Annotated in this window: 24 protein-coding genes; 9 read left to right on the top strand and 15 right to left on the bottom strand. The window is 70.7% G+C overall.

Annotation, left to right across the window (positions count from 1 at the left end; all coding sequences use genetic code 11):
• Positions 1-1,091 (bottom strand): transposase (locus ABZ904_RS27960; protein WP_361826091.1); only part of this gene is annotated, 1,091 nt, incomplete at its 3' end.
• Between the two features lie 312 nt (positions 1,092-1,403).
• Between ABZ904_RS27960 and ABZ904_RS27955 the strand changes: the two genes are divergently transcribed.
• Entirely contained in the window at positions 1,404-1,604 is a 201-nt protein-coding gene (locus ABZ904_RS27955) for a hypothetical protein (protein WP_360999459.1), read from the top strand.
• A gap of 5 nt (positions 1,605-1,609) precedes the next feature.
• A complete protein-coding gene (locus ABZ904_RS27950; protein WP_360999456.1) occupies positions 1,610-1,996 on the top strand; it encodes a hypothetical protein in 387 nt (128 codons plus the stop codon).
• A 337-nt stretch (positions 1,997-2,333) separates the two neighbouring features.
• On the opposite strand, the gene ABZ904_RS27945 is transcribed toward ABZ904_RS27950, so the two are convergent.
• Positions 2,334-2,894, bottom strand: a complete 561-nt coding sequence (locus ABZ904_RS27945) for an NAD(P)H-dependent oxidoreductase (protein ID WP_360999453.1) — start codon at positions 2,892-2,894, stop codon at positions 2,334-2,336.
• A 116-nt stretch (positions 2,895-3,010) separates the two neighbouring features.
• On the opposite strand from ABZ904_RS27945, the gene ABZ904_RS27940 reads away from it, so the two are divergent.
• The 4 genes from ABZ904_RS27940 to ABZ904_RS27925 all read left to right on the top strand — a co-directional run bounded on the left by ABZ904_RS27940 (position 3,011) and on the right by ABZ904_RS27925 (position 6,179).
• A complete protein-coding gene (locus tag ABZ904_RS27940; RefSeq protein WP_360999450.1) occupies positions 3,011-3,496 on the top strand; it encodes a MarR family transcriptional regulator in 486 nt (161 codons plus the stop codon).
• Positions 3,497-3,627: 131 nt separating this feature from the next.
• Positions 3,628-4,242, top strand: coding sequence for a DNA polymerase ligase N-terminal domain-containing protein (locus ABZ904_RS27935; RefSeq protein WP_360999447.1), 615 nt, complete (start codon positions 3,628-3,630; stop codon positions 4,240-4,242).
• 7 nt (positions 4,243-4,249) lie between these two features.
• Complete coding sequence (gene ligD, locus ABZ904_RS27930) at positions 4,250-5,275, top strand: non-homologous end-joining DNA ligase (RefSeq protein WP_360999444.1); 1,026 nt, start codon at positions 4,250-4,252, stop codon at positions 5,273-5,275.
• 133 nt (positions 5,276-5,408) lie between these two features.
• Positions 5,409-6,179 (top strand): MBL fold metallo-hydrolase, encoded by a 771-nt coding sequence (locus ABZ904_RS27925; protein ID WP_360999441.1) that lies wholly within the window; start codon positions 5,409-5,411, stop codon positions 6,177-6,179.
• A gap of 113 nt (positions 6,180-6,292) precedes the next feature.
• Here ABZ904_RS27925 and ABZ904_RS27920 read toward each other — a convergent pair whose 3' ends face one another.
• Positions 6,293-7,744, bottom strand: a complete 1,452-nt coding sequence (locus ABZ904_RS27920; RefSeq protein WP_360999438.1) for an MFS transporter — start codon at positions 7,742-7,744, stop codon at positions 6,293-6,295.
• Positions 7,745-8,059: 315 nt separating this feature from the next.
• On the opposite strand from ABZ904_RS27920, the gene ABZ904_RS27915 reads away from it, so the two are divergent.
• Positions 8,060-8,641, top strand: a complete 582-nt coding sequence (locus ABZ904_RS27915) for a helix-turn-helix domain-containing protein (RefSeq protein WP_360999435.1) — start codon at positions 8,060-8,062, stop codon at positions 8,639-8,641.
• Between the two features lie 28 nt (positions 8,642-8,669).
• On the opposite strand, the gene ABZ904_RS27910 is transcribed toward ABZ904_RS27915, so the two are convergent.
• The 10 genes from ABZ904_RS27910 to ABZ904_RS27865 form a co-directional block, all read right to left on the bottom strand.
• Positions 8,670-9,443, bottom strand: a complete 774-nt coding sequence (locus ABZ904_RS27910) for a TIGR03943 family protein (protein ID WP_360999432.1) — start codon at positions 9,441-9,443, stop codon at positions 8,670-8,672.
• Positions 9,440-10,456, bottom strand: a complete 1,017-nt coding sequence (locus tag ABZ904_RS27905; protein ID WP_360999429.1) for a permease — start codon at positions 10,454-10,456, stop codon at positions 9,440-9,442. Before ABZ904_RS27905 ends, ABZ904_RS27910 begins: the two co-directional genes overlap by 4 nt.
• Before the next feature lie 129 nt (positions 10,457-10,585).
• A complete protein-coding gene (locus ABZ904_RS27900) occupies positions 10,586-12,340 on the bottom strand; it encodes a phosphatidylglycerol lysyltransferase domain-containing protein (RefSeq protein WP_360999603.1) in 1,755 nt (584 codons plus the stop codon).
• A 289-nt stretch (positions 12,341-12,629) separates the two neighbouring features.
• Positions 12,630-13,301, bottom strand: coding sequence for a hypothetical protein (locus ABZ904_RS27895; RefSeq protein ID WP_360999427.1), 672 nt, complete (start codon positions 13,299-13,301; stop codon positions 12,630-12,632).
• A 143-nt stretch (positions 13,302-13,444) separates the two neighbouring features.
• A complete protein-coding gene (locus ABZ904_RS27890) occupies positions 13,445-14,251 on the bottom strand; it encodes a DUF2690 domain-containing protein (RefSeq protein ID WP_360999425.1) in 807 nt (268 codons plus the stop codon).
• A 227-nt stretch (positions 14,252-14,478) separates the two neighbouring features.
• A complete protein-coding gene (locus ABZ904_RS27885; protein WP_360999423.1) occupies positions 14,479-15,012 on the bottom strand; it encodes a hypothetical protein in 534 nt (177 codons plus the stop codon).
• Between the two features lie 190 nt (positions 15,013-15,202).
• Positions 15,203-16,657 carry a hypothetical protein gene (locus ABZ904_RS27880; RefSeq protein ID WP_361826100.1) on the bottom strand — a complete coding sequence of 485 codons (1,455 nt, stop codon included), beginning with the start codon at positions 16,655-16,657 and terminating at the stop codon, positions 15,203-15,205.
• A 368-nt stretch (positions 16,658-17,025) separates the two neighbouring features.
• Entirely contained in the window at positions 17,026-19,119 is a 2,094-nt protein-coding gene (gene fusA, locus ABZ904_RS27875) for an elongation factor G (RefSeq protein ID WP_361001694.1), read from the bottom strand.
• Positions 19,120-19,541: 422 nt separating this feature from the next.
• Positions 19,542-20,801, bottom strand: a complete 1,260-nt coding sequence (locus tag ABZ904_RS27870) for a serine hydrolase domain-containing protein (protein ID WP_361001697.1) — start codon at positions 20,799-20,801, stop codon at positions 19,542-19,544.
• Positions 20,802-21,187: 386 nt separating this feature from the next.
• Positions 21,188-21,856: a hypothetical protein gene (locus ABZ904_RS27865; RefSeq protein WP_361001700.1), complete on the bottom strand. Its 669-nt coding sequence runs from the start codon at positions 21,854-21,856 to the stop codon at positions 21,188-21,190.
• Between the two features lie 122 nt (positions 21,857-21,978).
• Between ABZ904_RS27865 and ABZ904_RS27860 the strand changes: the two genes are divergently transcribed.
• Positions 21,979-22,158, top strand: coding sequence for a hypothetical protein (locus ABZ904_RS27860; RefSeq protein ID WP_361826079.1), 180 nt, complete (start codon positions 21,979-21,981; stop codon positions 22,156-22,158).
• A gap of 270 nt (positions 22,159-22,428) precedes the next feature.
• Complete coding sequence (locus ABZ904_RS27855) at positions 22,429-22,869, top strand: PAS domain-containing protein (protein ID WP_361001706.1); 441 nt, start codon at positions 22,429-22,431, stop codon at positions 22,867-22,869.
• Positions 22,870-23,014: 145 nt separating this feature from the next.
• Here ABZ904_RS27855 and frc read toward each other — a convergent pair whose 3' ends face one another.
• Positions 23,015-24,271 carry a formyl-CoA transferase gene (frc, locus tag ABZ904_RS27850; protein ID WP_361001709.1) on the bottom strand — a complete coding sequence of 419 codons (1,257 nt, stop codon included), beginning with the start codon at positions 24,269-24,271 and terminating at the stop codon, positions 23,015-23,017.
• A 251-nt stretch (positions 24,272-24,522) separates the two neighbouring features.
• Positions 24,523-26,274: an oxalyl-CoA decarboxylase gene (gene oxc, locus ABZ904_RS27845; protein WP_361001711.1), complete on the bottom strand. Its 1,752-nt coding sequence runs from the start codon at positions 26,272-26,274 to the stop codon at positions 24,523-24,525.
• Between the last annotated feature and the right edge of the window lie 13 nt (positions 26,275-26,287).

Raw genomic sequence — 26,287 nt, 5'->3', positions numbered from 1 at the left:
GTGCCTGACAGACCCAAGAAAAGCCGTCCACCACATAGATTCACTCCATCGTGGTGGACGTCGTGGACACCAGTACAACCACCCTGATAAAGGTTCAGACCGGCCTTCTGTGCGACGTTCTTTCCCGGCTCCTCGATGGTGCCCCGGGCGCTCTTGGTCATGTTCGTGATGTCGAGGTGCTCCACCACGATCACGCCATAGGTGCGGGCGAGGTAAGTGGTGGTCTGGTGCTGCCAGTCCTGGTGCCTGCGCTTGGCTTTCGCACGAAGCCCACGGATCTGGTCATAAGTCCGCTGGAGGCTCGTGGAGGCCTTCTCCCCGCGTTTGCGGAAGCTCTTGCGGTGCGCGGCCCGCCGTTCCAGGCGGAGCAGCTTGGTCTTCTCATCGGCGTTCAACCACTTGTCCCGGTCGGCGGTTTGGTCCGGGAGTCGGGCGGGACGCCCATGGTCCTGGTGGTTGCCGTCGCTGAGGGCGAGGGGGACGTTCACCCCGGCGTCGATGCCGATCTCTGGCCCAGCGTGAGGTTCGGGCTTGGCTTCCAGGGTGGTGATGCGGAAGGCGATGTGCCAGCCCAACGCATCCTTGATCAGCCGAGCACCGGTGACCCGGTGGTCGGCGTTCGCTTTCTTGCCCACCGGCAGGTCACGGGTCCAGCGGAAGCGGACGCGGCCGACCTTGGGGATGGTGACCACGCCCCATCGGCGGTGCACCCGCTTGATCTGGAGGTCGCGGCCCTGGGGGATGTCCACGCTCATCACGGAGCGGAAGCGGGCCTTGAAGTTCGGCTCGTCGGCCCGACCCTCCCAGCAGTTCTTCCACGCCTGGAAGTACGTCTTCAGCACCGCCTGCGCGGCCTGCGCGGGAAGGATGGCGAGGAAGTCGATCTCCTTACGAGCCTGTCGTATCGCCGCGTCGGCGGCGGCCAGCGTCCGCTTGTCCTTCGGTAGCATCGTCCACCAGGCGTGCAGGCAGTTCCACATGGTGCGGGACGCGTGCGCCTGGTCGTCGATCAGCCGGATCTCGGCACAGCTCAGCGCCAGCCGGGCACGATGTCCGAACTTCCGCTTCTCCAGACCGAGTTCGCCGCTCACGCGATCACAATAACATTTGGCTCATATCACCTCGTTGGAATCCAAACCCTCGAGCGGCAGAGCACCCCGTGGGCTGAGGTCAACAGGGCGAACCCATGCCTATGGCACAGGTCAGAGCAGTCTTGAGATGCGCTTCACCACCGCTCTGAAGCACTCCGTTGGCAAATCCGCAATCCGGCGATGGTGGATGCCCTGGACTTGCAAGGGAACGTTGGCGAGCCGTGTTCGTGAGGCGCTCGGCCCGCTGTTCGAGAATGCAGTACGCGGAGGGGACTCAAAGACCGGCAGGCCGCTGATCAGGTGCGGGCCCGGATGGACTGGAAGTTCTTGCTGGGCCTGGAACTGAATCATCCGGGGTTCGACTTCATGGTCCTGGGTGATTTCCGTGCCCAGCTGATCGAGCGCAGCCTGGAGAAGAGGGTTCTGGGGCGGATCTGCGATCTGGGCTGCTGCGGGCAGGCGGTCGGGAGCGGACGGACCCTAGTCATGTCCTGGCACCGGTACGGGTGTTGAACCGGATGGAATTCGTCGGCGAGACCCTGCGCGCGGCGCTGGGGGCCCTGGCTGCGGCGGCGTCGCAGTGGCTGACAGGGCAGCTCACGGCTGACTGGACCGAGCGCTACGGTGCCCAGACCGACCTCTACCGCTTCCCCAAGAGTGACAACGTCCGCACCCAGTGGGCTGAGCAGGTCGGCAGGGACGGTTTCACCGTCCTGGAGGCCGTCTTCACCCCGCTACCCCGGACCAGCTTCGGCAGATCCCCGCTGTTCAGGTCTTACGCCGAGCCTGAGTGGAGCAGTACCACCGCGACGGTGAGGGGGTGCGCCGGCGGGAGGCGAAGGACCCCCCGCCGGCCCGACGCCGGCTGCCCTCGCCCTACGACCTCGACGCGCGCTACGGCATGAAGCGGGGGCTCGGGCTGGTGCGGCTACAAGACCCATCTGACCGAGACCGGTGAGCCGGATGCAACCCATGTGATCACGAGCGTGGAGAGCACAGACGCCACCGTCGACGACTCCGAGATGACCGAGACCGTCCACCGGAACCTGCATGAACGCGGGTTGGTGCAAGCAAGACGACACCGACCCGGATCTCTCCCAGCGGGCGTTCAGCGTCAACTGCCCGCCGGCGGCGGGCCGTCTCGTCCCCGGCCGCCCGGCACCGCGAGCTTCCGCAGCCGCTGGGATCGGCTGCGGAAGCTCGCGCGTCCACCGGTACGGAACCGGTTTCGGGGCGCTGCGGTCAGTTCGCGCGCAGCGGGGCCAGCGCCTTGCTCCAGGCGATGACCTGGTCGAGCGTGGTGACGAGGGTGTCGTGCTGGACGTCGAGCGGCTTGAAGACGCTGAAGTTCTCGAAGTCGGCGAAGAGGGAGAGGGCGACCTGGGACCGGACGTCCGCCATCTGGAGCTCGCCTGCGACACCGCGCAGGTGCTCAACGGCGCGGGTGCCGCCGTTGCCGCCGTAGCTGACGAAGCCGACCGCCTTGTTGTTCCACTCGGCGTAGAGGAAGTCGAGGGCGTTCTTGAGGGCTCCGGGCACCGAGCGGTTGTACTCGGGCGTGACGATCACGAAGCCGTCGAGGGAGGCGATCTTGTCCGCCCAGGCCTGGGTGTGCGGCTGGGTGTACTGGCCCATCGACGGCGGGTAGGCCTCGTCGAGCAGCGGCAGCTTGTAGTCCGCCAGGTCCACGAGCTCGAACTCGGCGTCGCTGCGCCGGTCCGCGATCTCGTGGACCCAGCGGGCGACGGCCTCGCCGTTGCGGCCGGGACGCGTGCTTCCCAGGATGATGCCGATCTTGGTCATGGTCGTACCTCTGCGTTTTCCGAATCCGAACATGTACTTGCCTCGTCAAGTAAAAACTTGCAGGGTCAAGTAGATGCATGGGGTCCTTGACTTGTCAAGCAGATACAATCGGCAGCATGCCGTCCAAGGAACGCCCTCTGCCGCCCCTCACCTCGAGCGAGGAAGGATTCCTGCGCGCACTGGGCCGGGTGATGCTGGCGGTGCCGCGGGTCGTCGACGCCGACATGGTCCGCGATGCCCGGATCACGTTGTCCGAGTACACGGCGCTGATGTATCTGTCCGAAGCTCCCGGCGCGCACCTGCGCATGAGCGAACTGGCTGCCATCTGCAACCTCTCGCTCAGCGGGATGACCCGGGTCGTGAACCGCCTCGAGAAGCAGGGCTTCGTCCAGCGCGTCAAATGCGACGAGGACAGGCGCGGCTGGAACGCCGTCCTGACCGACTCCGGACTCGAGCGTCTGCGGGAGGCCTGGCCGACCCACCTGGCCAGCGTGCGACGGCACATCATGGACCACCTCGGCCCCTACGACCTGACCCAACTCACCACCGCGCTGCAGCACATCGCCACCGGGCCAGCACCGGCCGCCGACCGGGACGCATGACCCGCGTGCCGCACGCCGGCACCCGCCCACGCGGCGCCGCACTGTTCAGGTGGTCATGACGGCCGAAGGGGTACTCGGCCCCGGAAGACGGCGTGAACCGCCTCGGGCGGTCGGCGGGAAGGGAGCCTGACGTGGGCGGCAGCGATCGGCTGGGGGAGTATCGCGGCAAACGGGACTTCGACCGGACCCGCGAACCCCGGGGTGACACGACGTCCCGGGACGAGGAACCCCGTTTCGTGGTGCAGATCCATGACGCGAGCACCCTGCACTTCGACTTCCGGCTCCAGGTCGGCGACGTTCTCAGGTCCTGGGCCGTCCCCAAGGGACCCTCCGCCGATCCCGGGGACAAGCGGCTCGCGATGCCCACGGAGGACCACCCGCTGGAGTACGCGGACTTCGAGGGCGTCATCCCGGAGGGAGACTACGGGGGCGGCACCGTCATCGTGTGGGACCGCGGCACATACCGGCCGCTGAGCCACGACCGCCGTGGGCGGCCCGTCCCCTTCGAGGAGGCACTGGAGCGCGGGCACGCCACGTTCCGGCTGCATGGGACGAAGCTGCGCGGCGAGTACGCCCTCACCCGCTTCCGCAGCGGAAAGGGGAACGGCGAGGGCGAGGCCTGGCTCCTGGTCAAGGCGGGCCACGCCCACTCGGCCCGGCACGGGACGCCGGACCCGCGCCGGGCCCGGTCGGTTCGCAGCGGACGCACGCTCGCCCGGGTCGCCACCGAGGGCGGCGCGGGGTGAGCGGCCGATGAGCGGTCTTACCGACACGCTGCCCGCCGAGCAGCGCCGACTGCTCGGCTCGGCGCGTCCCGGGGCGGAACTCGCCGCGCGGCCCATGCTCGCCACGTTGAGCGACCGACGGGATTTCTCCGGCGGGGAATGGATCTTCGAGCGGAAGCTGGACGGCATCCGGGTGCTGGCGGTGCGCGAGGGCGACCGGGTCCTTCTGCTGTCGCGGACGGGCCGGCACCTGAACGACACCTATCCGGAGATCGTGGAGACGCTCGCCGCGCAGGAGTGCGCGGACTTCACCGTCGACGGCGAGATCGTCGCGTTCTCCGGCGGACGCACCGACTTCTCCCGGCTGCAGCAGCGCATGGGGCTCACCCGGCGCCGGGACATCGAGGCCAGCGGGGTCGCGGTGAAGTACTACCTCTTCGATCTGCTGCGACTGGAGGGAGCGGACACCCGGCGGCTGCCGCTGCGCACCCGCAAGTCGCTGCTGCGGCGCGCCCTCGTCCACCGGGCCCCGCTGCGGCTGACCACCCACCGCAACGAGGGCGGCGCCGACCTGCTGGCCGAGGCGTGCGGCCGCGGCTGGGAAGGGCTGATCGCCAAACGGGCGGACAGCACCTACCAGTCCCGCCGTTCCACGGACTGGCTGAAGCTCAAGTGCTCCCTGGGTCAGGAGTTCGTCATCGGCGGTTTCACCGAGCCGGCCGGCAGCCGGGTCGGGTTCGGGGCGCTGCTCCTCGGCTACTACGAGGACGACCGGCTCCGCTACGCGGGCAAGGTCGGCACCGGGTTCGACCGCCGCACCCTGCTCCGCCTCCGCGCCCGGCTCGACGAACTGGCCACCCAGGCCTCGCCGTTCGACGACCCGGTACGTGAGAGGGGCGTCCATTGGACGCGGCCTGAACCGGTCGCGCAGATCGGGTTCACCGAGTGGACCAAGGACGGCATGCTGCGCCACCCGCGGTTTCTCGGGCTGCGCGACGACAAGAGCGCGAGCGAGGTCGTACGCGAACACGCCATGCGGCACGTGGCGGTGTGAGGGGATCTTCCGGGGGGTGCCGACGGGCCCCGCGCACGGTCGCGAGAGGATGGGCCGGCGACGCCGGAGCGGCGTCCGCACCGAGCGGTAGGGTCGGTCGCCCTTCAGGGCCCGAGGGAAGATCCGGTGATCCATGCCCGACGACAGCATCGTCGAGATCGGCTCCGACGTGTATCTCGTACCGGGGAGCAACACCAACTGGGTGATCGTGAAGGACGGCGACAGCGCCACCCTGGTCGACACGGGCTATCCCCGGGACCGGGAGCGCCTCCTCGCGTCGCTGGCCTCCGTGGGCGTCGCCCCCGCTGCCGTGACGGCCGTGCTGATCACGCACGCGCACAACGACCACCTGGGCGCGGCGGAGTACCTGCGCCGCACGCACGGGACGCCCGTCCTGACGCATGAGGCCGAACTGCCCCACGCCCGGCGGGAGTTCCTGCACCAGGTGTCGATCGGCAAGGTCCTGGCCAACGGCTGGCGGCCCGGGGTCCTCCCCTGGGCCGTGCACGCCCTGCGCGCCGGGGGAACGGAGCACGTCCCGGTCGCCGAGCCGCAGGCGTTCCCCGACGAGGGCCCGCTGGACCTGCCCGGGCGCCCGGTTCCGGTGCTCACCCCCGGCCACACCGACGGGCACTGCGCCTACCACTTGCCCGATTCAGGGGTTCTGATCACGGGGGACGCGCTGGTCAGCGCCCATCCGACGTCCCGCCTGCGTGGGCCGCAGCTGCTGCCCGGGATGTTCCACCGCGACCGCGACCGCGCCCTGGACTCCCTGGCCCTCCTCGAGAAGCTGGACGCCGACGTCCTTCTCCCCGGCCACGGTCCCGTGCTCCGCACCACCGTCGGCGCCGCGGTCGAGCACGCGCGCGAACTCGCCGGCCCGGTCCGGTCCGCCGGCCGCTGAAACCGCGACCGCCGCCACGGCCTGAGGGCCGTGGCGGCGGTCGGTGCGCCGTCCGCGGGTTCGATCCGTCGAGTGCCCCGCGCCGCCGTCCGGCCCGCGGGGGTCGCGGGCCGTCAGCCGCGCACCGCCGGGGCGGCGGCTTCCGGCTCGCTGTGGGCCGGCGCCTCGGCCGCACGGGGCAGGCCGGTCACGCGGCCCGCGCGCCGGGCCGGGACGAGCAGCGCGGCCAGCGCCGCGCCCAGGCAGAGCAGGGCGAGCAGGCCGAAGCCGTGCGTGTAGCCGGAGTCGTAGGGCAGACCCGAGGGCTGCAGCCGCCCGGTCACGAGCACGCTGGTGACCGCGGCACCGATGGAACCGCCGATCGTCCGGATGTTGGCGTTCATCCCGGTCGCGGCGCCCGTCTGCTCGATGGGGACGCTGCCCACGATCAGCTGGGCCATCGAGGCGAAGGCCAGTCCGATGCCCAGGCCGAACACACCGGAGACGAGGGCCACCTGCCACTGCTGGTCGTGCCAGAGGGTGAGCATGCCGCAGGCGACCGCGCCGAGAGCGGCACCGGCGGTGAGCAGCGCCTTGGCTCCGAGCACCGGCTCCAGCCGGCCGCTGAGGACGCCGGAGCAGAACATGGCGATCAGCATCGGCAGCATGAGCAGTCCGGAGACGGTGACGGACGCGCCGAAGCCGTATCCGGCGCTGCGCGGCGTCTGCATGAAGCCCGGCAGGAAGGACCAGATCGAGTACATTCCCGCGCCGAACAGCAGGGCGGCGGTGTTGGTCGTCCACACGGCGGGGAGCCGCATCACGCGCAGGTCGATGAGCGGGGTCCTGGAGCGTGCCTCGGCCAGCAGCCACAGCGCGAAGAGCACCACCGCGGCGACGAACAGGCCGATCACCCGGGCCGATCCCCAGCCCCACTGGGTCGCCTGGCTCAGGGGCAGCAGCAGGGCCACCAGCCATGCCGACAGCAGCACGGCGCCCAGCCAGTTGACACGCCCCTCGGCCCGGTTGGGCGACTCGGGCACGAAGCGGAAGGCGATCAGTGCGGTCGCCGCGACGACGGCGACGGGGATCCAGAACAGCCAGCGGTAGTCGAGCGCGGACACGATGGGGCCGGCCGCCACGATGCCGACGCCACCGCCGGCGGCGATCACCGCGGACAGGTTGCTGATGCTCCCGCTCACCGCGCCCGGGGCGAACTCGTCCCGGATGATGCCGAAGGAGAGGGGGAACAGCGCGCCGCCGGCACCCTGGATCACCCGGGCCAGAATCAGCACGCCGATGTTCGGGGCGAGCGCGGCCAGAAGACAGCCGGCCAGCACGGTCAGCAGGACGGCGACGAGAGTGCGCTTCCTTCCGGCGAGGTCGCCGACCCGGCCGAGGATCGGGGTGAAGATCGAGGCGGACAGCAGATAGGCCGTCATCACCCAGGTCGCGGTGGACTGTGAGGTGTGCAGCGCATGCTGGACGGTCGGCAGGGCCGGCGCGATCAGCGACTGCAGCATGGAGAAAACGCCGGCACCGGTCGCGAGGACCGCGAAGGTGAGGCGGGTGGACTTGCGGGGCATCAAAAGCCTCTCCGAACAGGGTGCGGCCGAGGTCGTCCGGCCACGGTCGTACGGGCTCGGTCGCGCTGCGGGCAGCGCGGAGCACGCCGACGGCCATGGGCGGCGGTCGCGGAACGGGTGGTGGCACGGGTGGCGGCGCGGACTGCGCGGACCCGTCGTCGGATCGAAAGGGTCGAGAGGTCGCGCGTCTGCCGTGGATGCCTGCGGCCGCACGCCTCCACGACAGACGCACCTCGACTGCTAAAGTGGAGGTACGCCTCCACTGTAACGGAGGCACACCTCCGCTTCAAGCTCGTTCCGGCCAGGGAGGCACACGTGTCGGTTCAGCCGTTCCCCGTCAGCGAGATCGTCGCGTCCCAGCGACCGCACCGGAAGGACGCCGCCCGGAATTACGACGCCCTGATCGCCGCGGCACGCGAGGCCTTCGCGGAACACGGCGCGGAGGCCTCGCTGGAGGACATCGCCCGCCGCGCCGGCGTCGGCATCGGGACGCTCTACCGGAACTTCCCCACCCGTCGCCGTCTGTTCGAGAGCGTGTACGCGGGCGAGGTGAACGATCTGTGCCGGGTGGCCCGGGAGGTCGCCGGACTCGAGCCCTGGCAGGCGCTCACCTCGTGGCTGCGCCGCTTCGTGGACTACACGGTGACCAAGCGGGCGATCCGTGAGGCCATGGACGACGAGTCGGACGTCTTCCTGGCCTGCCGGGAGTCCATGTACCAGGCCGGCGGCCCGCTGTTCGAGCAGGCACAGAAGGCGGGCGAGGCCCGTACGGACATCGGCTTCGACGACCTGCTGCGCATGGTCGCCGGAATCACGGCGACGAACTTCCTCGACGACGCGCAGCGGGACCGGGTGCTGGCCGTGGCCCTGGACGGGGTCCGGGCGACGGCCCACTGACCCGGCCCGGAGGCCTCGGGCCCTCCCCTTACTGGTTCCAGCTCTCGTCGTACGGGTCCTTGGGCTCGGGGACCGGCTTGGCCTGGATGACGTCCAGGAACGGGATGATCCCGCCGTTGACCGGGTCCTTGGTCCGCCTGCCGGTGTAGGTGCCGGTGACCTGGAGCCAGGAGTCCGGCTGGAGCACGGGCGGCAGCTTCCCCGACAGACCGATCTTGACCGGCTGGGCGTCGGCGGCACAGCAGTTGAGGGCCATGCGGACGAGGTAGGGCGTACCGCCGGGGTCGAGGGCGACGAATCCCGTGACCTCGACCTTGCGGTCTCCCAGGGAACGCCCGTGCCCGTACGCCGCGCGGCCCGCGTAGTCCACCAGGCTCAGCGGGGCCGGGTCGCCCGACGGCAGGGCCGGGTAGGCCAGCGGCGGCTGGAGCGCCGTGCCGGAGCGAAGGGCGCTGTAGGAGCCGAGCGCGGGCGGGGCGACCAGGATGAGGGCGAACAGGGGCAGCACGAGGAGCCAGGACACCCGGGGCTCGCGGTGACCGTGACCGTCGCCGTGGCCGCTGTGACCGTCGCCGTGCCCCTCGGGCGTACGGCCCGCGCCTTTCTGTCGCCGGGCCGCCCGCCCCCGGCGCAGCTCGTACCAGGCGGTGGCGGCGGACGCAACGATCAGGACGGCACCGGCCGCGAGCAGCAGCGGCTGCAGCCCGGCCTTCACATAGCGCAGGTACAGGCTGGTCGTTCCGGCGTGCAGCATCGCCCCGCCGAGCAGGAACAGGACGGCCGCCTGTGCTTGACGGTTCACAGCAGCACCACCCCGACCACGACCGACACCAGGATCGCCAGTACGAAGGTGGCGGGCGCGAACCGCAGCGCGAAGGCGCGTCCGAAGGTGCCGGCCTGCATCGCGAACAGCTTCAGGTCGATCATCGGGCCGACCACGAGGAACGCCAGCCGGGCGGTGAGCGAGAACTGCGACAGCGACGCCGCCACGAAGGCGTCCGCCTCGGAGCAGATGGACAGCAGCACCGCGAGGACCGAGAGCGCGAGGAGCGCCACGACCGGATCGCCCGCCGCCGTACGCAGCCAGCTCGCCGGCGCCACGGCCTTCAGCGTGGCCGCGGCCATGGCTCCGACGACCAGGAAGCCGCCGGCGTGCATCACGTCGTGGCGTACGGAGTCCCAGAATGCGGCGCCCTTGCTCTGCCCCTCGTGCGAGGCGCGGGCCGGCGGCCGCAGCCAGTCGGTGCGGCCGAGGCGCTGCCACAGCCAGCCCATCGCGCACGCCACGAGCAGGCTGGCCGCGAACCGGGCCAGAACCATCTCCGGGTCGCGCGGGAACGCGACGGCCGTGGCGGTCAGCACGATCGGGTTGATCGCGGGAGCGGACAGCAGGAAGGCCAGCGCCGCCGCGGGCGTGACGCCCCGGCGCACCAGAGCCCCGGCGACCGGCACGGAGGCGCATTCGCAGCCGGGCAGCACCGCTCCGGCCACCCCGGCGACCGGCACCGCGAGGGCCGGCCGCTTCGGCAGGGCCCGGGCGAAGAACGACGGCGGGACGAACACCGCGAGGGCCGCCGAGAGCAGCACACCGAGGACGAGGAAGGGCAGCGCCTGGATGACCACGGCGAGGAAGACGGTCATCCAGCTCTGCATCACCGGAGCGCCGAGCGCCCGCCGGATCGGGCCCTGCCCGACGACCAGCAGAAGCAGCAGGAGGATCAGGCCGTGGGAGGAGGTGAACCGGCGGTCCTGCGGAGCCTCCTCGTCGCCCCGGGGCCGGTCGACCGGCGCCGGCGGTGCTTTGACGATCGTCACGAGCGGGGTACCTCCGGGGCGGCTGGCGGCGCGGGGGTCTACCCCCCTCGCCTCCTGTACGTCGTCCCGGGTGCCGCGTCTCACCGCGGGCCCGGGACTTTACCGCTCGATGACCCTTTCCGTACCCGTTCAGCGACCTTTCCCACGGGACAGTTGCGACTGCCCGTGCGCGGCCGGGGCGTGCCGCCGTCTGAAGAGGGACGGCAGGCTCGGCGCTGTGAGGAAGCCCTCGGCACGCGCGCTGGCGATCCCGATGCGCGGGATGTCGCTGCTCTTCTCGAACAGCAGGAAGCGGGGTTCCCACACCGGCCGGTACTTGGCGTTGGCGCGGTAGAGGGACTCGATCTGCCACCAGCGGGAGAAGAAGGTCAGCACCGAGCGCCACAGCCGCAGGACGGGACCCGCCCCGAGGCGGGCACCGCGCTCGAAGACGGCGCGGAACATGGCGAAGTTGAGCGACACCCGTTCGACGCCGAGATCGCGGGCGCGTGTCAGCAGCTCGATGACCATGAATTCCATCAGGCCGTTCTCGCAGCCGCGATCGCGCCGCATCAGGTCGAGGGAGAGGCCGTGCTCACCCCAGGGCACAAAGCTGAGCAGGGCCCTGGGCTCACCTTCGGCGTCGCGGCACTCCAGCATCATGCAGCAGCCGTCGGCCGGGTCGCCGAGGCGGCCCAGCGCCATGGAGAAGCCGCGCTCGCTGCCGCCGTCGCGCCAGTGGTCGGCCTTCTCGATCAGGGTGGCCATGTCGGACTCGGGGATGTCGCCGTGGCGCCGGATCCGCACGGTGTACCCGGCGCGGCGGACCCGGTTGTGCGCCTGCCGCACGACCCGCATCGCGCGACCCTCGAGGCTGAAGTCGGCGACCTCCACGATCGCCTCGTCACCCAGTTCGAGGGCGTCCAGGCCATGCCGGGCGTAGATCGTCCCGGCCTCCTCGCTGGCGCCCATCACGGCGGGCGTCCAGGCATGGCGGCGAGCCTCCTCCAGCCACTCCTCGATGGCGCCGGGCCAGGCCTCGGGGTCACCGATGGGGTCGCCGGCGGCCAGCGTGACGCCCCCGACCACCCGGTAGGTGATGGCGGCCTTCCCGCTCGGCGACCAGATGACGGCCTTGTCGCGGCGCAGCGCGAAGTAGCCGAGGGAGTCGCGGTCGCCGTGTCTGGCGAGCAGGTCGCGCAGTCGCCGTTCGTCGTCCTCGCCGAGGAGTTCCCGGCCGCGGGGGGCGCGGAAGCATGCGTACAGGACGAGGAGGAAGGAGACGGCGATCAGGACGTTGATGACGATGTCCACCCAGCGCGGGGCGTCCACGGTGTCGATACGGTCGGCCAGCGGGCCGACACTGACCCCGCGCAGCAGCGTGTACGCGATCTTGTCGGTCAGGGAGGCGCCGGAGACCTTGTTGGTGGCGTCCACCAGGAGGGCGCCGAAGCCGCCGCTGACGAGGATGCCCGCCGCACCGACGATCAGCGCGAGCCGCGGGTTGGAGCGGTCGCCCACAGCGCGGAACTCCTTGCGGCCGAGCAGCAGCGCGGCCACGAACAGTCCGGTGAGCAGGGCCGAGATCCAGTTGAAGGCGTGCTGGCGGTAGCCGTCCTGGGTCAGGGCGAGTACGTAGAGCGCGAACAGCGGGCCGGCCAGCATCATGTTGAAGATCCACGCGGCCCGCTTGCGGCGGCGCATCACCAGCGCGAGGAACAGTGCGAGCGCCGCCGAGACCAGTCCCGCGGTGGCCAGGTACGGGGTGAAGAACTCGCCGACGTTGTGCTCGTGGACCTCTTCTCGGAAGGGCAGGGAGAGGACGGCAACGATGTTCAGCACGGCCTGCAGCCTGAGGTACCAGACCGTGGCCGCGGCCGCCCCGGGGCGCAGGCGCGCGAGCAGGGGCGAACCCTCCCTCGCCGTACCGCGCGCACGCTGGTCGCGCTGCTGGGGGATCAGTGATTGTTGCTCTGCGGGCACCGCGATGACTCACCTTGACAAGAAGCCGGAGCGACCGGCGTGGACGGAAGCTGACACAAGAGTGCGGGACAGTCTGCCCTCGGTCCTCCCGGACCGATACACCGACCCTACGTTTCGTAGGGGTAAAGCGGAGCCCGGCAAAAGGTAGGAATCAGGCAAGGGTGATCGCATGGGACATGAACCGGTTCCCGTGCGGGGAGCCGTGGTAACGCTACTGGGCTCGCTCCTCCGCGCCCACGACCCGCTCGAAGCCCACAGGCTCGCCCTCCGCGGGCCCTCGGTCCGCCGGCTCGAGATCGACATGCGCGAGCAGGAACGGCACCAGTGCCCGCTCCAGCAGGGCGCGCTCCCAGTCCGCACGGGCACTGCGCACCTCGGGATCGGCCTCCGCCCGGTCGTCGTCGCGGCCGTTCCGGCAGCGCGCGCGGGTCGCCAGAATCCAGCCGAGGTCCCCGAGGGCCGCTCCCGCCGTCACGGCGGCGGCGATCACCCCGGCCATCACGAGCCCGTCGCCGATGTGCGGGCGCACGGCGAAGGCCCGGAGGCCGAATCCGCACAGCAGGAAGACACCGGTGGCCGCGGCGCCGAGGCTCGGCACCAGCACCGCGAACACGGGCAGGAGTCTGCTCTCGGCCCGGTTGTCGTCGCGTGACCGACGCCGCCGGCGCGCTACCGCTCCGGCACGGAGCGCGAGATAGCGGTCCAGTTCATGGGCCGCGGCACCGGTCAGCCGATCGCGCGCCTGAAGCGCCTGCGAGCGCAGCCACTCGCGCATGGGGGCGGCGCCGATCGCGGCCGCGACCTGCGGATGGTCCAGGGCCCGGTCCACCACCGACTCGAAGACCGGGCCGCTCACGGGTGACGGCTCGTCTGGCTCCTGCACGGATCCCCCGATCGGCGACAACGCGCCGGCCGCTGCCGGCCGGCGGACGAACGAGCCAAACCCTACAACATGTAGGACATCCGTCAGGGGAAGTGCGAGGACACGCCGTACACCAGGAGATGAACTGCAGTGGGATCATCGGCTCAGTGCTCGCCGGTGGGATGCGCGTCCAGGCCGGTGCACGCCAGCTTGCCGTCCACCTCGGCGCACGCCTCCACTCCTTCTGGTGAAGCCACGGCGAGCATGGGGCTCGCCGTGCCGCCGGAACCGTCCCCCGGGTACGCCGCCGACAGCACGTCACGCCCTGAGCGGACGGAGATGACACGGGCGTCCGAGGCCTGGGCCTGGACCTCGGCCCAGGCCGCGCCGCAGGACGGGGAGTACTCCAGCCGCACCGCGTAGGAGGCGGCCCGGACCGAGCTCTTCGTCTGTGCGTCCCGGTCGCATGCGGCGACGTCGGGCAGCTGCCCCTGACAGGAGGTGCCCCGGCACCTCGGCGAGGCCGCCACCTGCCGCCCGCCCGGCGCACCGGAGCGGTGGGCCGTGACGAGGGTCATGGACACGGTGGCGACGGTGACGATCAGGGCGAGTGCGGTGAGCGGCGGTCGGCGGAGCCTGAGGAGCCATCGCCCCGGTTCCTCGTGGCGAGCCGGGGCATCCACGGCGGGCGGACGGTCGGCCGTCTCCCACAGGGCCAGCAACGGGCCGGGATCCGCGCCGGCGAGCAGGGCGAGCGCCTCGACCGCCGAACGGGGCGGCCGCTGAGCGCCGTTGAGATACCGATGCCAGGCGGATTTGCTGTAGGGGGTGCGCGCGGCGAGGGCCGCGAGGCTGAGACCGGTTCGTTCCTTCAGATCGCGCAGTTCCGTCACGAACGGCCCGTCCGTCTGCGGGGGCGGGGTGGCCGCCGACCGCGAGACCCACGCCGTCCGTGCTGCGCCGGCTTTCACGGTCTGGGTCCTTGGGGATGTCGCATGACCTGTCCCTCAACGCCGATTCTATTTTGGGCGGTTCGCCCCTGTTGTCGGGATGTGTTCCCGTCAATGTAGGGCAGCCATACATTGGTTCCGGAAAGAGATCGAGAAACCATCGGGTCGGTGACACACAGACAGCCTGCCCGGACACTCTCGGGTGTCCGGGCAGACCGCATCTTCGGGAGAGATCGGGGCAGGGCGCGTCAGCACCAGGGCACGGCGCTCCGCGCACGGACGTAGTGGGCGGACACATACCCCCTTCCACCCGCGAGCCTGTACCAGCGCCCGTTCCCGTAGACGTACGAGCCGTGCTTCTTGCAGACCAGCAACAGCCGGCCCTGGGCGTGACGGTGGCCGACCACCCGGTACCCGAGACCGGGACCGGAGCGGATGTTCAGCCGGACGTGCCGCGTGGTCACGTGCCCCACGACCCGCACGGCACGGCGGTGGTAGGCGGTGCCGGTGATGTGGTGGATGCGGCTCGCGTGACGAACGTGACGGAGATGTCGTGCGTGCCTGAGGTGGTGGTGGCACCGCTTGGAGTGGTGTGCCCGGTGACGGACGGGTGCGTGCCGGGCGGGGGCGACGGGGAGCAGCGTGTGCGGACGGTGCGGGACCGTCGCGACGACCGGCGCCGGAATGGCCTGGTCGCCCTCGACGGCCACGGCCGCCGTGGGCACGAGCGCGAAGAGCGCGACCGCGGCCACCAGGCCGCCCTGCAGTGTCCGACGAATCATGGAAACCTCCGTGCTGACAGTGCGATCACGAAGCGTGATCTCACGACGCCCAGCGTTTCCGTGGCGGCGGGCGGGAATGCCGTTTCGCTGTTCCGGACAGCGCGAGGGACGTCCCACGGGACGGGACGGGCAGCACGGGCGGACGTCCCCACCCGCCCGGGACGCCCGCCCTGCCGTGCTCGCGCCGCTCCTACGCGCTGCTGCCGGCGAGCCTCCACTCCCGGTGCAGTGCGCCGAGCGGAACGGTGTGCCGGACAACAGGCGTACCGAAGACGGCCAACTGCACCTGCAGCGCCCCGCTCAGATCGACACCGCCGTACAGGGCCCAAGACCCGAGTACGGCGGCCGTGGGCTGGGCGCCCGAGCCGGCGGCGGCCGTCGCGGTCGCCGAGGCCTCGCCCCGGAGATACGGTGCGAGGTCGGCGGTGACGCCCACCGCGCCGTACAGACCCACTGCGGCCTCCGCGCCGAGGACCGCCTTGACGCCGCCCGCGGTCGTGACGGAGGCGCGGACCGGGGTGCTCGTCATCGTCGACTCGTTCACGGGCGTCCAGCCCTTGGCCACGCCGAAGGTGCCGCCGGCCTTGAAGTCGCCCTTGAGGTCCTGTTCGACCGAGACGGTCACTCTGCCGTCGCCGCTGATCTCGAAGTAGCAGGTCAAATCGAGGTTGACGACAACGGGGATGGGGCCGACCTGGAGGACGGGATCGGCGTGGAGCTTGGCGAACGGCACCCGCACCGGCTTGGCGGACGCCGAGGCCCGGCCCTTCAGGGACCACTGCGAGGTCCAGTCGCCCGAGACCCCGAGGTACGCCGCGGCGGGCCCGGCCTCCCCGGCGGCGGTGCCCGAACCGCCTCCCCCGTAGGAGAAGTCGACCTCGGGCGCGACCTGGACGTATCCGGCCACGGTCGCGTCCGCCGACACCGGTGCGCCGGCGGCCACGGGCACATCGGCCTGAACGTCCACGCGCAGGCTGCCCAACGGGACCTTCGTGCCCTCGGGTCCGGAGTGGAGGTCGCCCGTCTTGGCCCAGGAGACCTTCACGTCGGGCAGCAGCCGTTCGATGTCGAAGGAGGCCGGGTCCACCGGCACCGCACCCTTGGCATCGTCGTCACCGAGCAGGGCGCCGAGGGTGGTCGGCGCCGTCTGCACCTCGGTGCCGTCGCCCTTCTCGCCCAGCACCTCGGTGACCTTGGCGAGCAGACCGTCCGGGGCGCCGGGCGCGGGCGCGCTGGCGATCACGTCGCCGACCGCGATGCGCCCCGACTCGGAGGGGCCACTCGGGGAGCTCGAAGGAGTCGTTGTGGCGGGGGTACCTGACGGGGGAACAGTTCCCTTACTCGTATGGGAGATGACGGCCCGCCCGGTGTGACGGTCGTACGAACTTACTTTGAGCGTGCTCTGTCGGGCCTGTCCGCCGCTCTTGCCCGGCCGGGCGAGTGCGGTCGGCGTCGCGGCGGGTGCGGCGGCGACGGCGAGCGGGCGATCGGTGCCGCCGGTCGCCTGCACGGCGGCCTCGGCCTGTCCGGCGCGCGCGGCCTCGGAGGCGGAGGACGGACCGGGGCCGGACGAGCAGCCCGAGGCGAGCAGGAGTGCGAAGGCTGTGAGTGCGGGCACGACGGCCCGCAGGCGCCACTTGCGGATACGCAAGACCTGTCCTGAGGTGGTGGGGGGTAGCGGAAAAGACCCGCCGGTTCAGAAATACCGGCGAGTAACAAGATGTGAGCATGCCATGAACATGTGAAGCCGCATGCACATTCCGATCACCGCAGGGTGTGATGTGAACCACGACGTGTGAGCGAAACCCCGTGTGGCGGCGGAGAGTTATGGACGCGGGCTCGTTGACCCGGTGACGGTCCCGCTCACCGGGTCAGGTGCAGCGGAGTACTGGGGCACCCGTCGGGCACCGGTCTCCCGCACGCTGGACCGAACCGTCGCCGGGTCAACGGGCCACCGTCCGATCGGAGGCCGGCCCCGCCCGTGAGCGGGGCCGACCCCTCAGCGGGACCGGGTCACCGGGCCGACGTCCCGTCAGACACCGACCCCGGGACCGGGGCATGGCCGGCGGGCCGGGTGGAGAAGGCGCCGCGGCCCTGGGTGCGGCTGCGCAACCGGGTCGCGTAGCCGAACAGTTCGGCCAGCGGCACGGTAGCGGTGATCACCGTCGTGCCCGCCCGCGCCTCCGTGCCCGACACCCGCCCCCGGCGTGCCGCCAGGTCACCGAGCACCGAGCCGACCGCGTCGTCGGGCACAGTGACCGTGACTTCCGCCACCGGTTCCAGCACGACCAAGGCGCAGGCTCTGAGCGCCTGACGCAGCCCGAGCCGGCCGGCCGCGCGGAACGCCGTCTCCGAGGAGTCCTTCGGATGGGTCGCGCCGTCGGTCAGGACGACACGCAGCCCGGTCACCGGATGGCCGCCGAGCGGACCCTCCGCCAGGGCGTCCCGGCATCCGGCCTCCACCGCCCGGACGTACTCCTGCGGCACCCGGCCGCCGACGACGACCGAGCGGAACTCGAATCCGCTCGCGGCACCACCGTCTCCCTCCGCCTCCAGCGGTTCCACATCGAGGACCACATGCGCGAACTGCCCCGCGCCGCCGTCCTGTTTGACGTGGCGGTAGAGCTGACCCACCACCCCGTGGACGACCGTCTCCCGGTATGTCACCCTCGGACGGCCGACGTTGACGTCGAGACCGTGGGCGCGACGGACCTTCTCGACCGCCACCTCCAGGTGCAGCTCGCCCATGCCGGACAGCACCGTCTGACCGGTCTCGGCGTCGGTGCGCAGGACCAGCGAGGGGTCCTCCTCGACCAGCCGCGCAAGCGCCGGGACCAGGCGGTCGCTGTCGGTGCTCCTGCGGGCCTCGACCGCGACGGAGACCACCGGATCGGCCACCACCTGCGGTTCCAGGACCAGCGGTGACCCCGGTGCGCACAGCGTCGCACCGGCGCGGGCCCGCTTCGGCCCGATCACCGCGACGATGTCCCCGGCCACGGCCGTCTCCAGCTCCGTGTGGCGATCTGCCCGCACCCGCAGGATCCGGGCGATCCGCTCGCTGCGCCCGGTGCTCGCGTCCAGCACGGTGTCTCCCTTCCTCAACGTGCCCGAATAGACGCGCAGACAGGTGAGCCTGCCCGTGGCGCCCGCGTTCACCTTGAACGCCAGCGCCGCGAACGGCGCTGCCGGGTCGGCCGGCCGTTCCTGTTCGGCGCCGCCCACGGTGCCGCGCACCGCGGGCACGTCCAGCGGCGAGGGCAGGTAGTCCGCGACCGCGTCGAGCAGCGGTTCGATTCCCCGGTTGCGGTAGGCGGAACCGCACAGCACGACCACGCCCTCACCGGTCCGGGTCAGCTCACGCAGCGCACGACGCAGGGTCCGCTCGTCCAGCGTGGAGCGCGCGCAGAACTCCTCCAGTGCCGAGGGATCGAGTTCGGCCACGGCCTCCTCCAGCAGCCTGCGGCGTCGTAGCGCCTCGTCGTGCAAGGCGTCCGGCACCGGGCCCACCTCGGCCGTGTCGCTGCCGTCCGTCCAGATCAGCGATCGCATACGCAGCAGATCCACCACGCCGGTGAAGCCGTCCTCCGCGCCGATCGGCAGCTGGACGACCAGAGGGGCCGGATGCAGCCGCCTCCTGATGGAGTCGACCGCGGTGTCGAGGTCGGCGCCGGCGCGATCCAGCTTGTTCACGAAGGCGATCCTCGGCACCCCGTACCGGTCGGCCTGCCGCCACACGGACTCGCTCTGCGGCTCGACACCCGCGACCGCGTCGAACACGGCGATCGCGCCGTCCAGCACACGCAGCGAGCGCTCCACCTCGTCGGCGAAGTCCACGTGGCCCGGGGTGTCGATCAGGTTGATCCGGTGGCCGTCCCAGGTGCAACTGACGGCGGCGGCGAAGATGGTGATGCCACGGTCGCGCTCCTGGGGGTCGAAGTCGGTGAAGGTCGTGCCCTCGTGGACCTCGCCGCGCTTGTGCGTGGTCCCGGTCAGATACAGGATCCGCTCGGTGACGGTGGTCTTCCCGGCGTCGACGTGGGCGAGGATGCCCAGGTTGCGAACGGCGGTGAGGGGACTGATGGATTGACGGTGCAGGTCGGTGCGCACGGCCCAGGGCCTTTCGGGATGATCCGACGGGGCGGCGCGATTGCAGGACGCACGTGGTGCCCTCCTGCCTGGAGGTCGTGGGGTGCTGCTCGGAGCAGCACGCCCGCACAACGCGTCCGTGACCGGGACGGGTTCGGACATCCGCCCCGGGCCCGGCGTGGCACGCATGGGCGGGAGCGGACAGAGGTCAGAGGTTCGTCCCGGGCATCCGGTTCCGGCCGCGCAGCCGGCACCGGACGAAGGAGGACACGAGGATCACCTCGTAGCGTGACGGGGGGACGACGACAGCGGTGCGCTCACGCACGGCCGGGCTCCCCTCGCTCGTCATGACACGCGCCGCGAGGACGGGGCGGCGCGCGATACGTGGTGAGTGTAGGAAGCGGGACGGCCGCTCGGCACCGGATTATTCGCGACGGGGACCCTCAGCGGTCCGCGGGCTGCGCGGGCAGGTCGAAGACGTGCCTCGGCGTGACGATGCCGGTGATGGCCTCGCCGAAGAGGGCGCTGGGCTCCTCGCCTTCGTGGTCGATGTCGGTGTTGAGCAGGACGACCAGAGTCGCCTGGGACGAGGGGAGATACACGGTCAGGGACCCGTATCCCGGCATGGAACCGTTGTGCCCGATCCAGCCATGGACGTTGAAGATGCCGAGGCCGTACCCGGAGCCCGGGTCCGGGGGCGATGGCGTGGTCAGCCGCTGCTTCTGCACAGCGGGGCTGACGAGGGTGCCGCCGTCCGGAAGTGTGCCGGTGGCCACCGTACGCGCCCATGTGCGCAGATCCCGCAGATCGGAGATCATCGCGCCGGCCGCCCAGGCCCACGACGGATTCCAGTCGGCCGCGTCCTCGACCTTCCCGCTCGCGGTCTGGTCGGTATACCCCTGCGCGTGCGGAACGGGGAACGCGGCGTCGGCCGGGAAGACCGAGTGGTCCAGCCCGGCCGGTGCGAGCACGTTCTTCCGGATGAAGTCCCTGAGCGGCAGGCCACCGGCCTTCTCGACGACCAGGCCCAGCAGGACGAGATTGGTGTTGCTGTAGTCGAACTTCTCCCCGGGCGGGAACAGGGCGGGGTGCCCGAAGGCGTAGCCGAGCAGCTCCCGCGGTGTGAAGGACCGCCTCGGATCGGAGGTCAGCGCCTTGTTGAAGGTCCGGTCCCTGGTGTAGTTGAACAGGCCGCTGCGCATCCCCGCCAGCTGACGCAGGGTGATCCTGCTTCCGTTCGGCACACCGTCGACGTACTTGGCGATGGGGTCGTCAAGGCCCACCCGGCCCCGGTCGGCCAACTGGAGTAACGCCGTCACGGTGAACGTCTTGGTCTCACTGCCGATCCGCATGTACAGATCCGCGGCCATCGACCGCCCGTCGCGCTGGTCGGCGACTCCGAACGACCTCACATAACTGCCCCGGTCGGGCGTCCACAGCCCCACGGTCACACCGGGCACGTCGGCCTCGCGCATGACCCCCTGAACGGCGTCGTCGAGCCGTTCCTTCACGGCGGAGGTGAGTTGCAGCACCCCGGGATCGGGCCCCTGATCCGGCAACGTGTGCGGTACGGCGACGGGGACTTCGGTGGCATCCGGCTCGGGCACGCCGAACGCGGCCCCCGCCACGACCGGCAGCGCGAGCGCCCCCACCATGGCGGCGGTCTTGGCCCCACTGCGCAACCGTCTGCGCACATGCGTCATGGACTGACTCCAGGTGAGCCGCGGAAGACGGCCGGGTCGTGGGACTCGAGCCGCGAGGTGGAACCGAGCTTATGAGCGACCACACTCCCCCGCCCGTCGGCGCCGGGCGCACGCCGAACCCCGAGGCGGGATGCAAGGCCCTGATCGGCGCGGGGCGGCGGCGCGCGCGACGTGCGGCGGCGGAGCGATGCAGATCTCCGGACGATGTACCCGCAACCCCCAAACGGGTCATGAGCCGGCCGACGGCGAGTCCCGCCGAACGGGTGACATTGGCAGTCCCCCATTGCTCGGATCCACCGTCCCGCCCGTGGAGCGGTCACGGCGACCTCAACGCAGCGGCAGGGGCGACGCGGGCCGCTGGGAGTCGATGAGGGCGACGAACGTTGTCACCGGTCCCGCACGGTCGTGCCCTGAGAATGAGGGACTTCTGGGTGGCCGAGAGCAACGCGCGGACGAATGTCGTCCAGAGACTCCCCTGATCCGGTCAGTGCGTCAGATCCACAACAGCCGCACAGTGCGGATCGTCCTCCGGCACCTCGAACAGCTCCCGCTCCTGCGACCGCGAGAACACCTCCGCGATCACAGCCGGACCCGCCTCCGCGAGCCGTACCATCGCAGCCCATCACGTCGGGACCATCCTGGTGCCGCACGTAGAGCCGCATCCGGCCCTCGCCCAGGTACAGAAAGCCGACCAGCAGAGACGGCGCCTTCTCCCGCTCCTCATCGCCCGGAGCCGGGCAGTTCAGCGTGGTCAGCAGGGCATGCGCCCGGTCCTCCAGACTCTCCTGGTAGGGCACGTCCTCCACGAGCCTGATCAGGGGTGTGCCGAGCACGGTGTCCACCTGGTCACCGGAGTAGAAGCGCAACTCGCCCGCCTGGTGCCGTACACGGCTGACCGCCTCCCACGGGCTCAGCAGCTCGTCCTGCTGAAGGAGCGGCAACTCGTAGATGGTGAGGAGATCGTGGACGTCCGCCTCGCGTCCGCCGAGGGCGATCCGTACGGCCGGTGACTGGTGGGGAGCGGGAAGGACACCGCGCACACGGAGCTTCTTCACGATCGACGCTGCGTGAAGAGGTCACGGTCGCGCTGTGCGGGCACTGGGACCACGAGCCTCCGTGCCCGCTGGCGCCGCACCACACCTCGGCCGAACGCGCTGGCGACGAGGTGACGCTGCGCGTGTTGTTCGCTGCCGAATCCGAGGCCGACGTCCGCAGCCGGATCGAAACCGCCCTGTCCCGTGCCGAGTTCGAAGGTCCGGACGGTGTCACCACGCGATGGGAGTACTGCGGAGCACAGCCCAGCGCCGTCCAGCGGGACGAGTTGGAGCACGCTGAACGACTCATGCGGACGGCGTGACGGCCCTCGTCGCCCTCGGTCAGGTCTGCTGGCTGATCATTGCGGCCCGCAGTACTCCGACGAACAGGGGCACCCTGCAGGCGACAACGCGAACGTCGCGATCCATGTTGGCCCGTTCATCGCGCGGCGCGGGTGGGGAGCCTTCGCCCGGCAACACCCTTCCCCATCACCACACCGTCGCCGTCCGAACCTGGCCCAGGTCCGAGTGGATACCGTATTTTGTATGCTGCACACACGGATCGATTTCGCCCCGCTCGAAGGAGACGCGGAATGGAACTTCTGGACGCTGCGGTGGTGCTGGACATGGCGGCCCAGGCACCCGACGGCATCGTGATCGTCGATCGTCAAGGACTGATCCGCTACTGGAATCAGGGGGCGGAGCGGATCTTCGGATACTCGGCGGCCGAGGTTGCCGGGCAGAGCCTGGATGCGATCATCCCCGAGAAGCACCGGCGGCGTCACTGGGACGGCTTTGATGCGTCCATGGCGAGTGGGTCCAGCAAGTACGGGCAGGACGATCTCCTCGCCGTTCCCGCACTGACCGCGGACGGCAGGACCATTTCCATCGAGTTCAGCGTAGTCATGCTGACCGATGCCGACGGCAACGCCAGTCACGTCGGAGCGGTCATCCGCGACGTCACCGCGCGACGCGCCCGGGAGAAGGAGATCCGCCGGCAGCTTCAGTCCGCCTCGGCCGGTACGGCTGTCTGACGCCGCTGCCGACACCCCCGGTGCGGCCGCAGCCGGCCAAGCCCGCGTCTGCGGCCCGCCGGGTGGGCGTTCGGCTTACGTCGCCTCATACGCATGGGTGCCCTGCGCGCGATACTCGCGCGCAGGGCACCCGTGGTCGTTCGGGTCAGGCGACGACCTCGTTCTCGTGCAGCTTGCGGATCGAGTCCGCGTCGTAGCCGAGGTCCGCGAGCACCTCGTCCGTGTGCTCGCCCAGCAGCGGCGCGCCGGCGACGTCGGGCTTGAAGGCGGAGAACTTGATCGGGCTGCCCACCGTCAGGTAGGTGCCGCGTTCCTTCTGGTCGACCTCGACGATCGTGCCGCTCTTGCGCATGTCGGGGTCCTCGGCGAGCTCCTTCATGCTGAGCACGGGGGCGCAGGGCACCTCCCACTCGCGCAGGATGTCGACCGCCTCGTACTTGGTCTTGTCGGCGAGCCACTTCTCGATCTCGCCGAAGATCTCCATGATGTGCGGCTGGCGGGCCCGGGCGGAGGTGTACTCCGGGTCGTCCTTCCACTCGGGGTGGCCGATGGCCTCGCAGGTGCGGGCCCAGTTCTGCTCCTGGACCGTGAAGTAGATGTAGGCGTTGGGGTCGGTCTCCCAGCCCTTGCACTTCAGGATCCAGCCCGGCTGGCCGCCGCCGCCCGCGTTGCCGCCGCGGGGCACTGCGTCACCGAACTCGCCGTGCGGGTACTGCGGGTACTCCTCCAGGTAGCCGACCCGCGCCAGACGCTGCTGGTCACGCAGCTTGACCCGGGTCAGGTTGAGCACGGCGTCCTGCATCGACACCGACACCTTCTGTCCAAGGCCCGTCTGGTTGCGCTGGATGATCGCCGTCAGCAGGCCGACCAGCAGGTGCATACCGGTGTTGCTGTCGCCGAGGGCCGAGCCGCTGATGGTGGGCGGGCCGTCCCAGAAACCGGTGGTGGACGCGGCGCCGCCGGCGGCCTGCGCGACGTTCTCGTAGACCTTGAGGTCGTTCCACTTGGAGTCGTCGTTGAAGCCCTTGACGGAACCGAAGATCAGGCGCGGGTTCAGCTCGTGGATGTAGTCCCACCCGAGGCCCATACGGTCCATGGCGCCCGGCGCGAAGTTCTCGACCAGGATGTCCGACTCGCGGATCAGCCTCTCCATGACCTCCTTGCCCTCGGGGGTCTTGGTGTTGATGGCCAGCGAGCGCTTGTTGCTGTTCAGCATGGTGAAGTAGAGGGCGTCGATGTCAGGGACGTCACGCAGCTGACGGCGGGTCACGTCCCCGCCGCTGATGCGCTCGACCTTGATGACATCGGCGCCGAACCAGGCGAGCATCTGGGTGCACGCGGGACCGGCCTGGACCCCGGTGAAGTCGATCACCTTGATTCCGGCGAGCGGCTTTACACTCATGTGGCTTCCTTTTCCTGAATGCTCTGGTGCGAGGGTGGGTGTGCGGGAAGGGAGTTCGGGGTTCGGAGGCGTTCGGACGGCAGGCCCCAGGACGGCGAGCCCTGGGGCAGCAGGCCCTCCGATTGCGGGTGCTCGGGCTACAAGCCCCGCGGACGCCGGGTTCGCGGTTCGCGGGCCCCGGGATCGCCGGCACTCGCGTCGGCGGGATCGCCCCGGCGACGCACGCGTCGATGGCGCGCGCGTCGCAGGCGCTACTTCTTCGCCGGCGTGATGTTGCCGACCGTGATGCCCTTGGGGTTGAGGTGCGAGATGTGGCCGCTCTCGGTGCCGGCCGACGGGTCGATCACGCAGTCGATGAGCGCCGGGCCGCCCGACTCCAGCGCCTCGGTGAGGGCGGCGGTGACCTCGGCGGGCGTCGTCGCGCGGTAGCCTTTGCCGCCGAACGCCTCGATCATCTGGTCGTGGCGGGCCGAGAGCATGAGGGTCGTCGGGGACGGTGCGTCACCGAGGGGGTTGACGTCGTCGCCCCGGTAGACACCGCCGTTGTTCATGATGACCGTGACGACAGGCAGGTTGTAGCGGCAGATCGTCTCGATCTCCATCCCGCTGAAGCCGAACGCGCTGTCGCCCTCCACGGCCACGACGGGCGCTCCGCCCTCCACGGCGGCGGCGATGGCGTAGCCCATGCCGATACCCATGACGCCCCACGTGCCGCTGTCGAGGCGGTGGCGCGGCACCTGCATGTCGATCACGTTGCGCGCGATGTCCAGTGCGTTGGCGCCCTCGTTGACGATGTACGTCTCGGGGCGCTCGTGGACGACATCGCGCACCACCTTCAGGGCACCCATGAACTGCATGGGATGCGGATCGGCCTTGAGGCGCTCCGCCATCTTGGCGACGTTCTGCGCCGAGCGTGCGGCCAGTTCCTCCCGCCAGGCGGTGGGGGCCGCGATCTGGCCCGGCTTGGTCCGCTCCGCCAGTACGTCGAGCACGGACTCGATGTCACCGACGAGCGGGGCGGCGATGGGCTGGTTGCTGTCCATCTCCTTGGGCTCGATGTCCACCTGGATGAACTTCGCGTCGGGGTTCCACTGCGGCGCCTCGCCGTGGCTGAGCAGCCAGTTGAGGCGCGCGCCGACGAGCATCACCACGTCGGCCTTCTTCAGCGCGAGCGAGCGGGCGGTGGCCGCCGACTGCGGGTGGTCGTCGGGCAGCAGCCCCTTCGCCATCGACATCGGTACGTACGGCACGCCGGTGGACTCGATGAACGTGCGGATCTTGGCGTCCGCCTGTGCGTACGCGGCGCCCTTGCCGAGCACCACGAGCGGCCGCCGCGCGCCGGCCAGGAGCTCGATCGCCCGGTCCACGGCCTCGGCGGACGGGAGTTGGCGCGGCGCGGGGTCGACGAGGCGGCTCAGCGTCTTCGCTCCCTCCTCCGCGTCCATGATGGCGCCGAGCACCGCGGCCGGGATGTCGAGGTAGACACCGCCGGGACGCCCCGAGATCGCGGTGCGCAGGGCGCGGGCGATACCGCGGCCGATGTCCTCCACCCGGCTCACCCGGTACGCGGCCTTGCAGAACGGCTGCGCGGCGGCCAGCTGGTCCATCTCCTCGTAGTCGCCCTGCTTGAGGTCGACCAGGTGGCGCTCGCTGGAGCCCGAGATCTGCACCATGGGGAAGCAGTTGGTGGTGGCGTTCGCCAGCGCGACCAGCCCGTTGAGGAAACCCGGTGCCGACACGGTCAGGCATACGCCGGGCTTCTTCGTGAGGTACCCGGCCGCCGCCGCCGCGTGTCCCGCGTTGCTCTCGTGACGGAAGCCGATGTAGCGGATGCCCTGGGCCTGTGCGAGGCGGGCCAGGTCGGTGATCGGGATGCCGACCACCCCGTAGACGGTGTCGACGTCGTTCATCTTCAGTGCGTCGACGACCAGGTGGTACCCATCGGTGAGCTCGGCCGGCACGTCGGCGTTCGCCGCGGTCTCCAGTGGTGAGGGGGCGGTCATGGTCCGAGGTCCT

This window comes from Streptomyces sp. NPDC046900, assembly GCF_040644975.1.
Taxonomy (GTDB): Bacteria; Actinomycetota; Actinomycetes; order Streptomycetales; family Streptomycetaceae; genus Streptomyces.
This window is presented reverse-complemented; position numbering and strand designations above follow the sequence as displayed.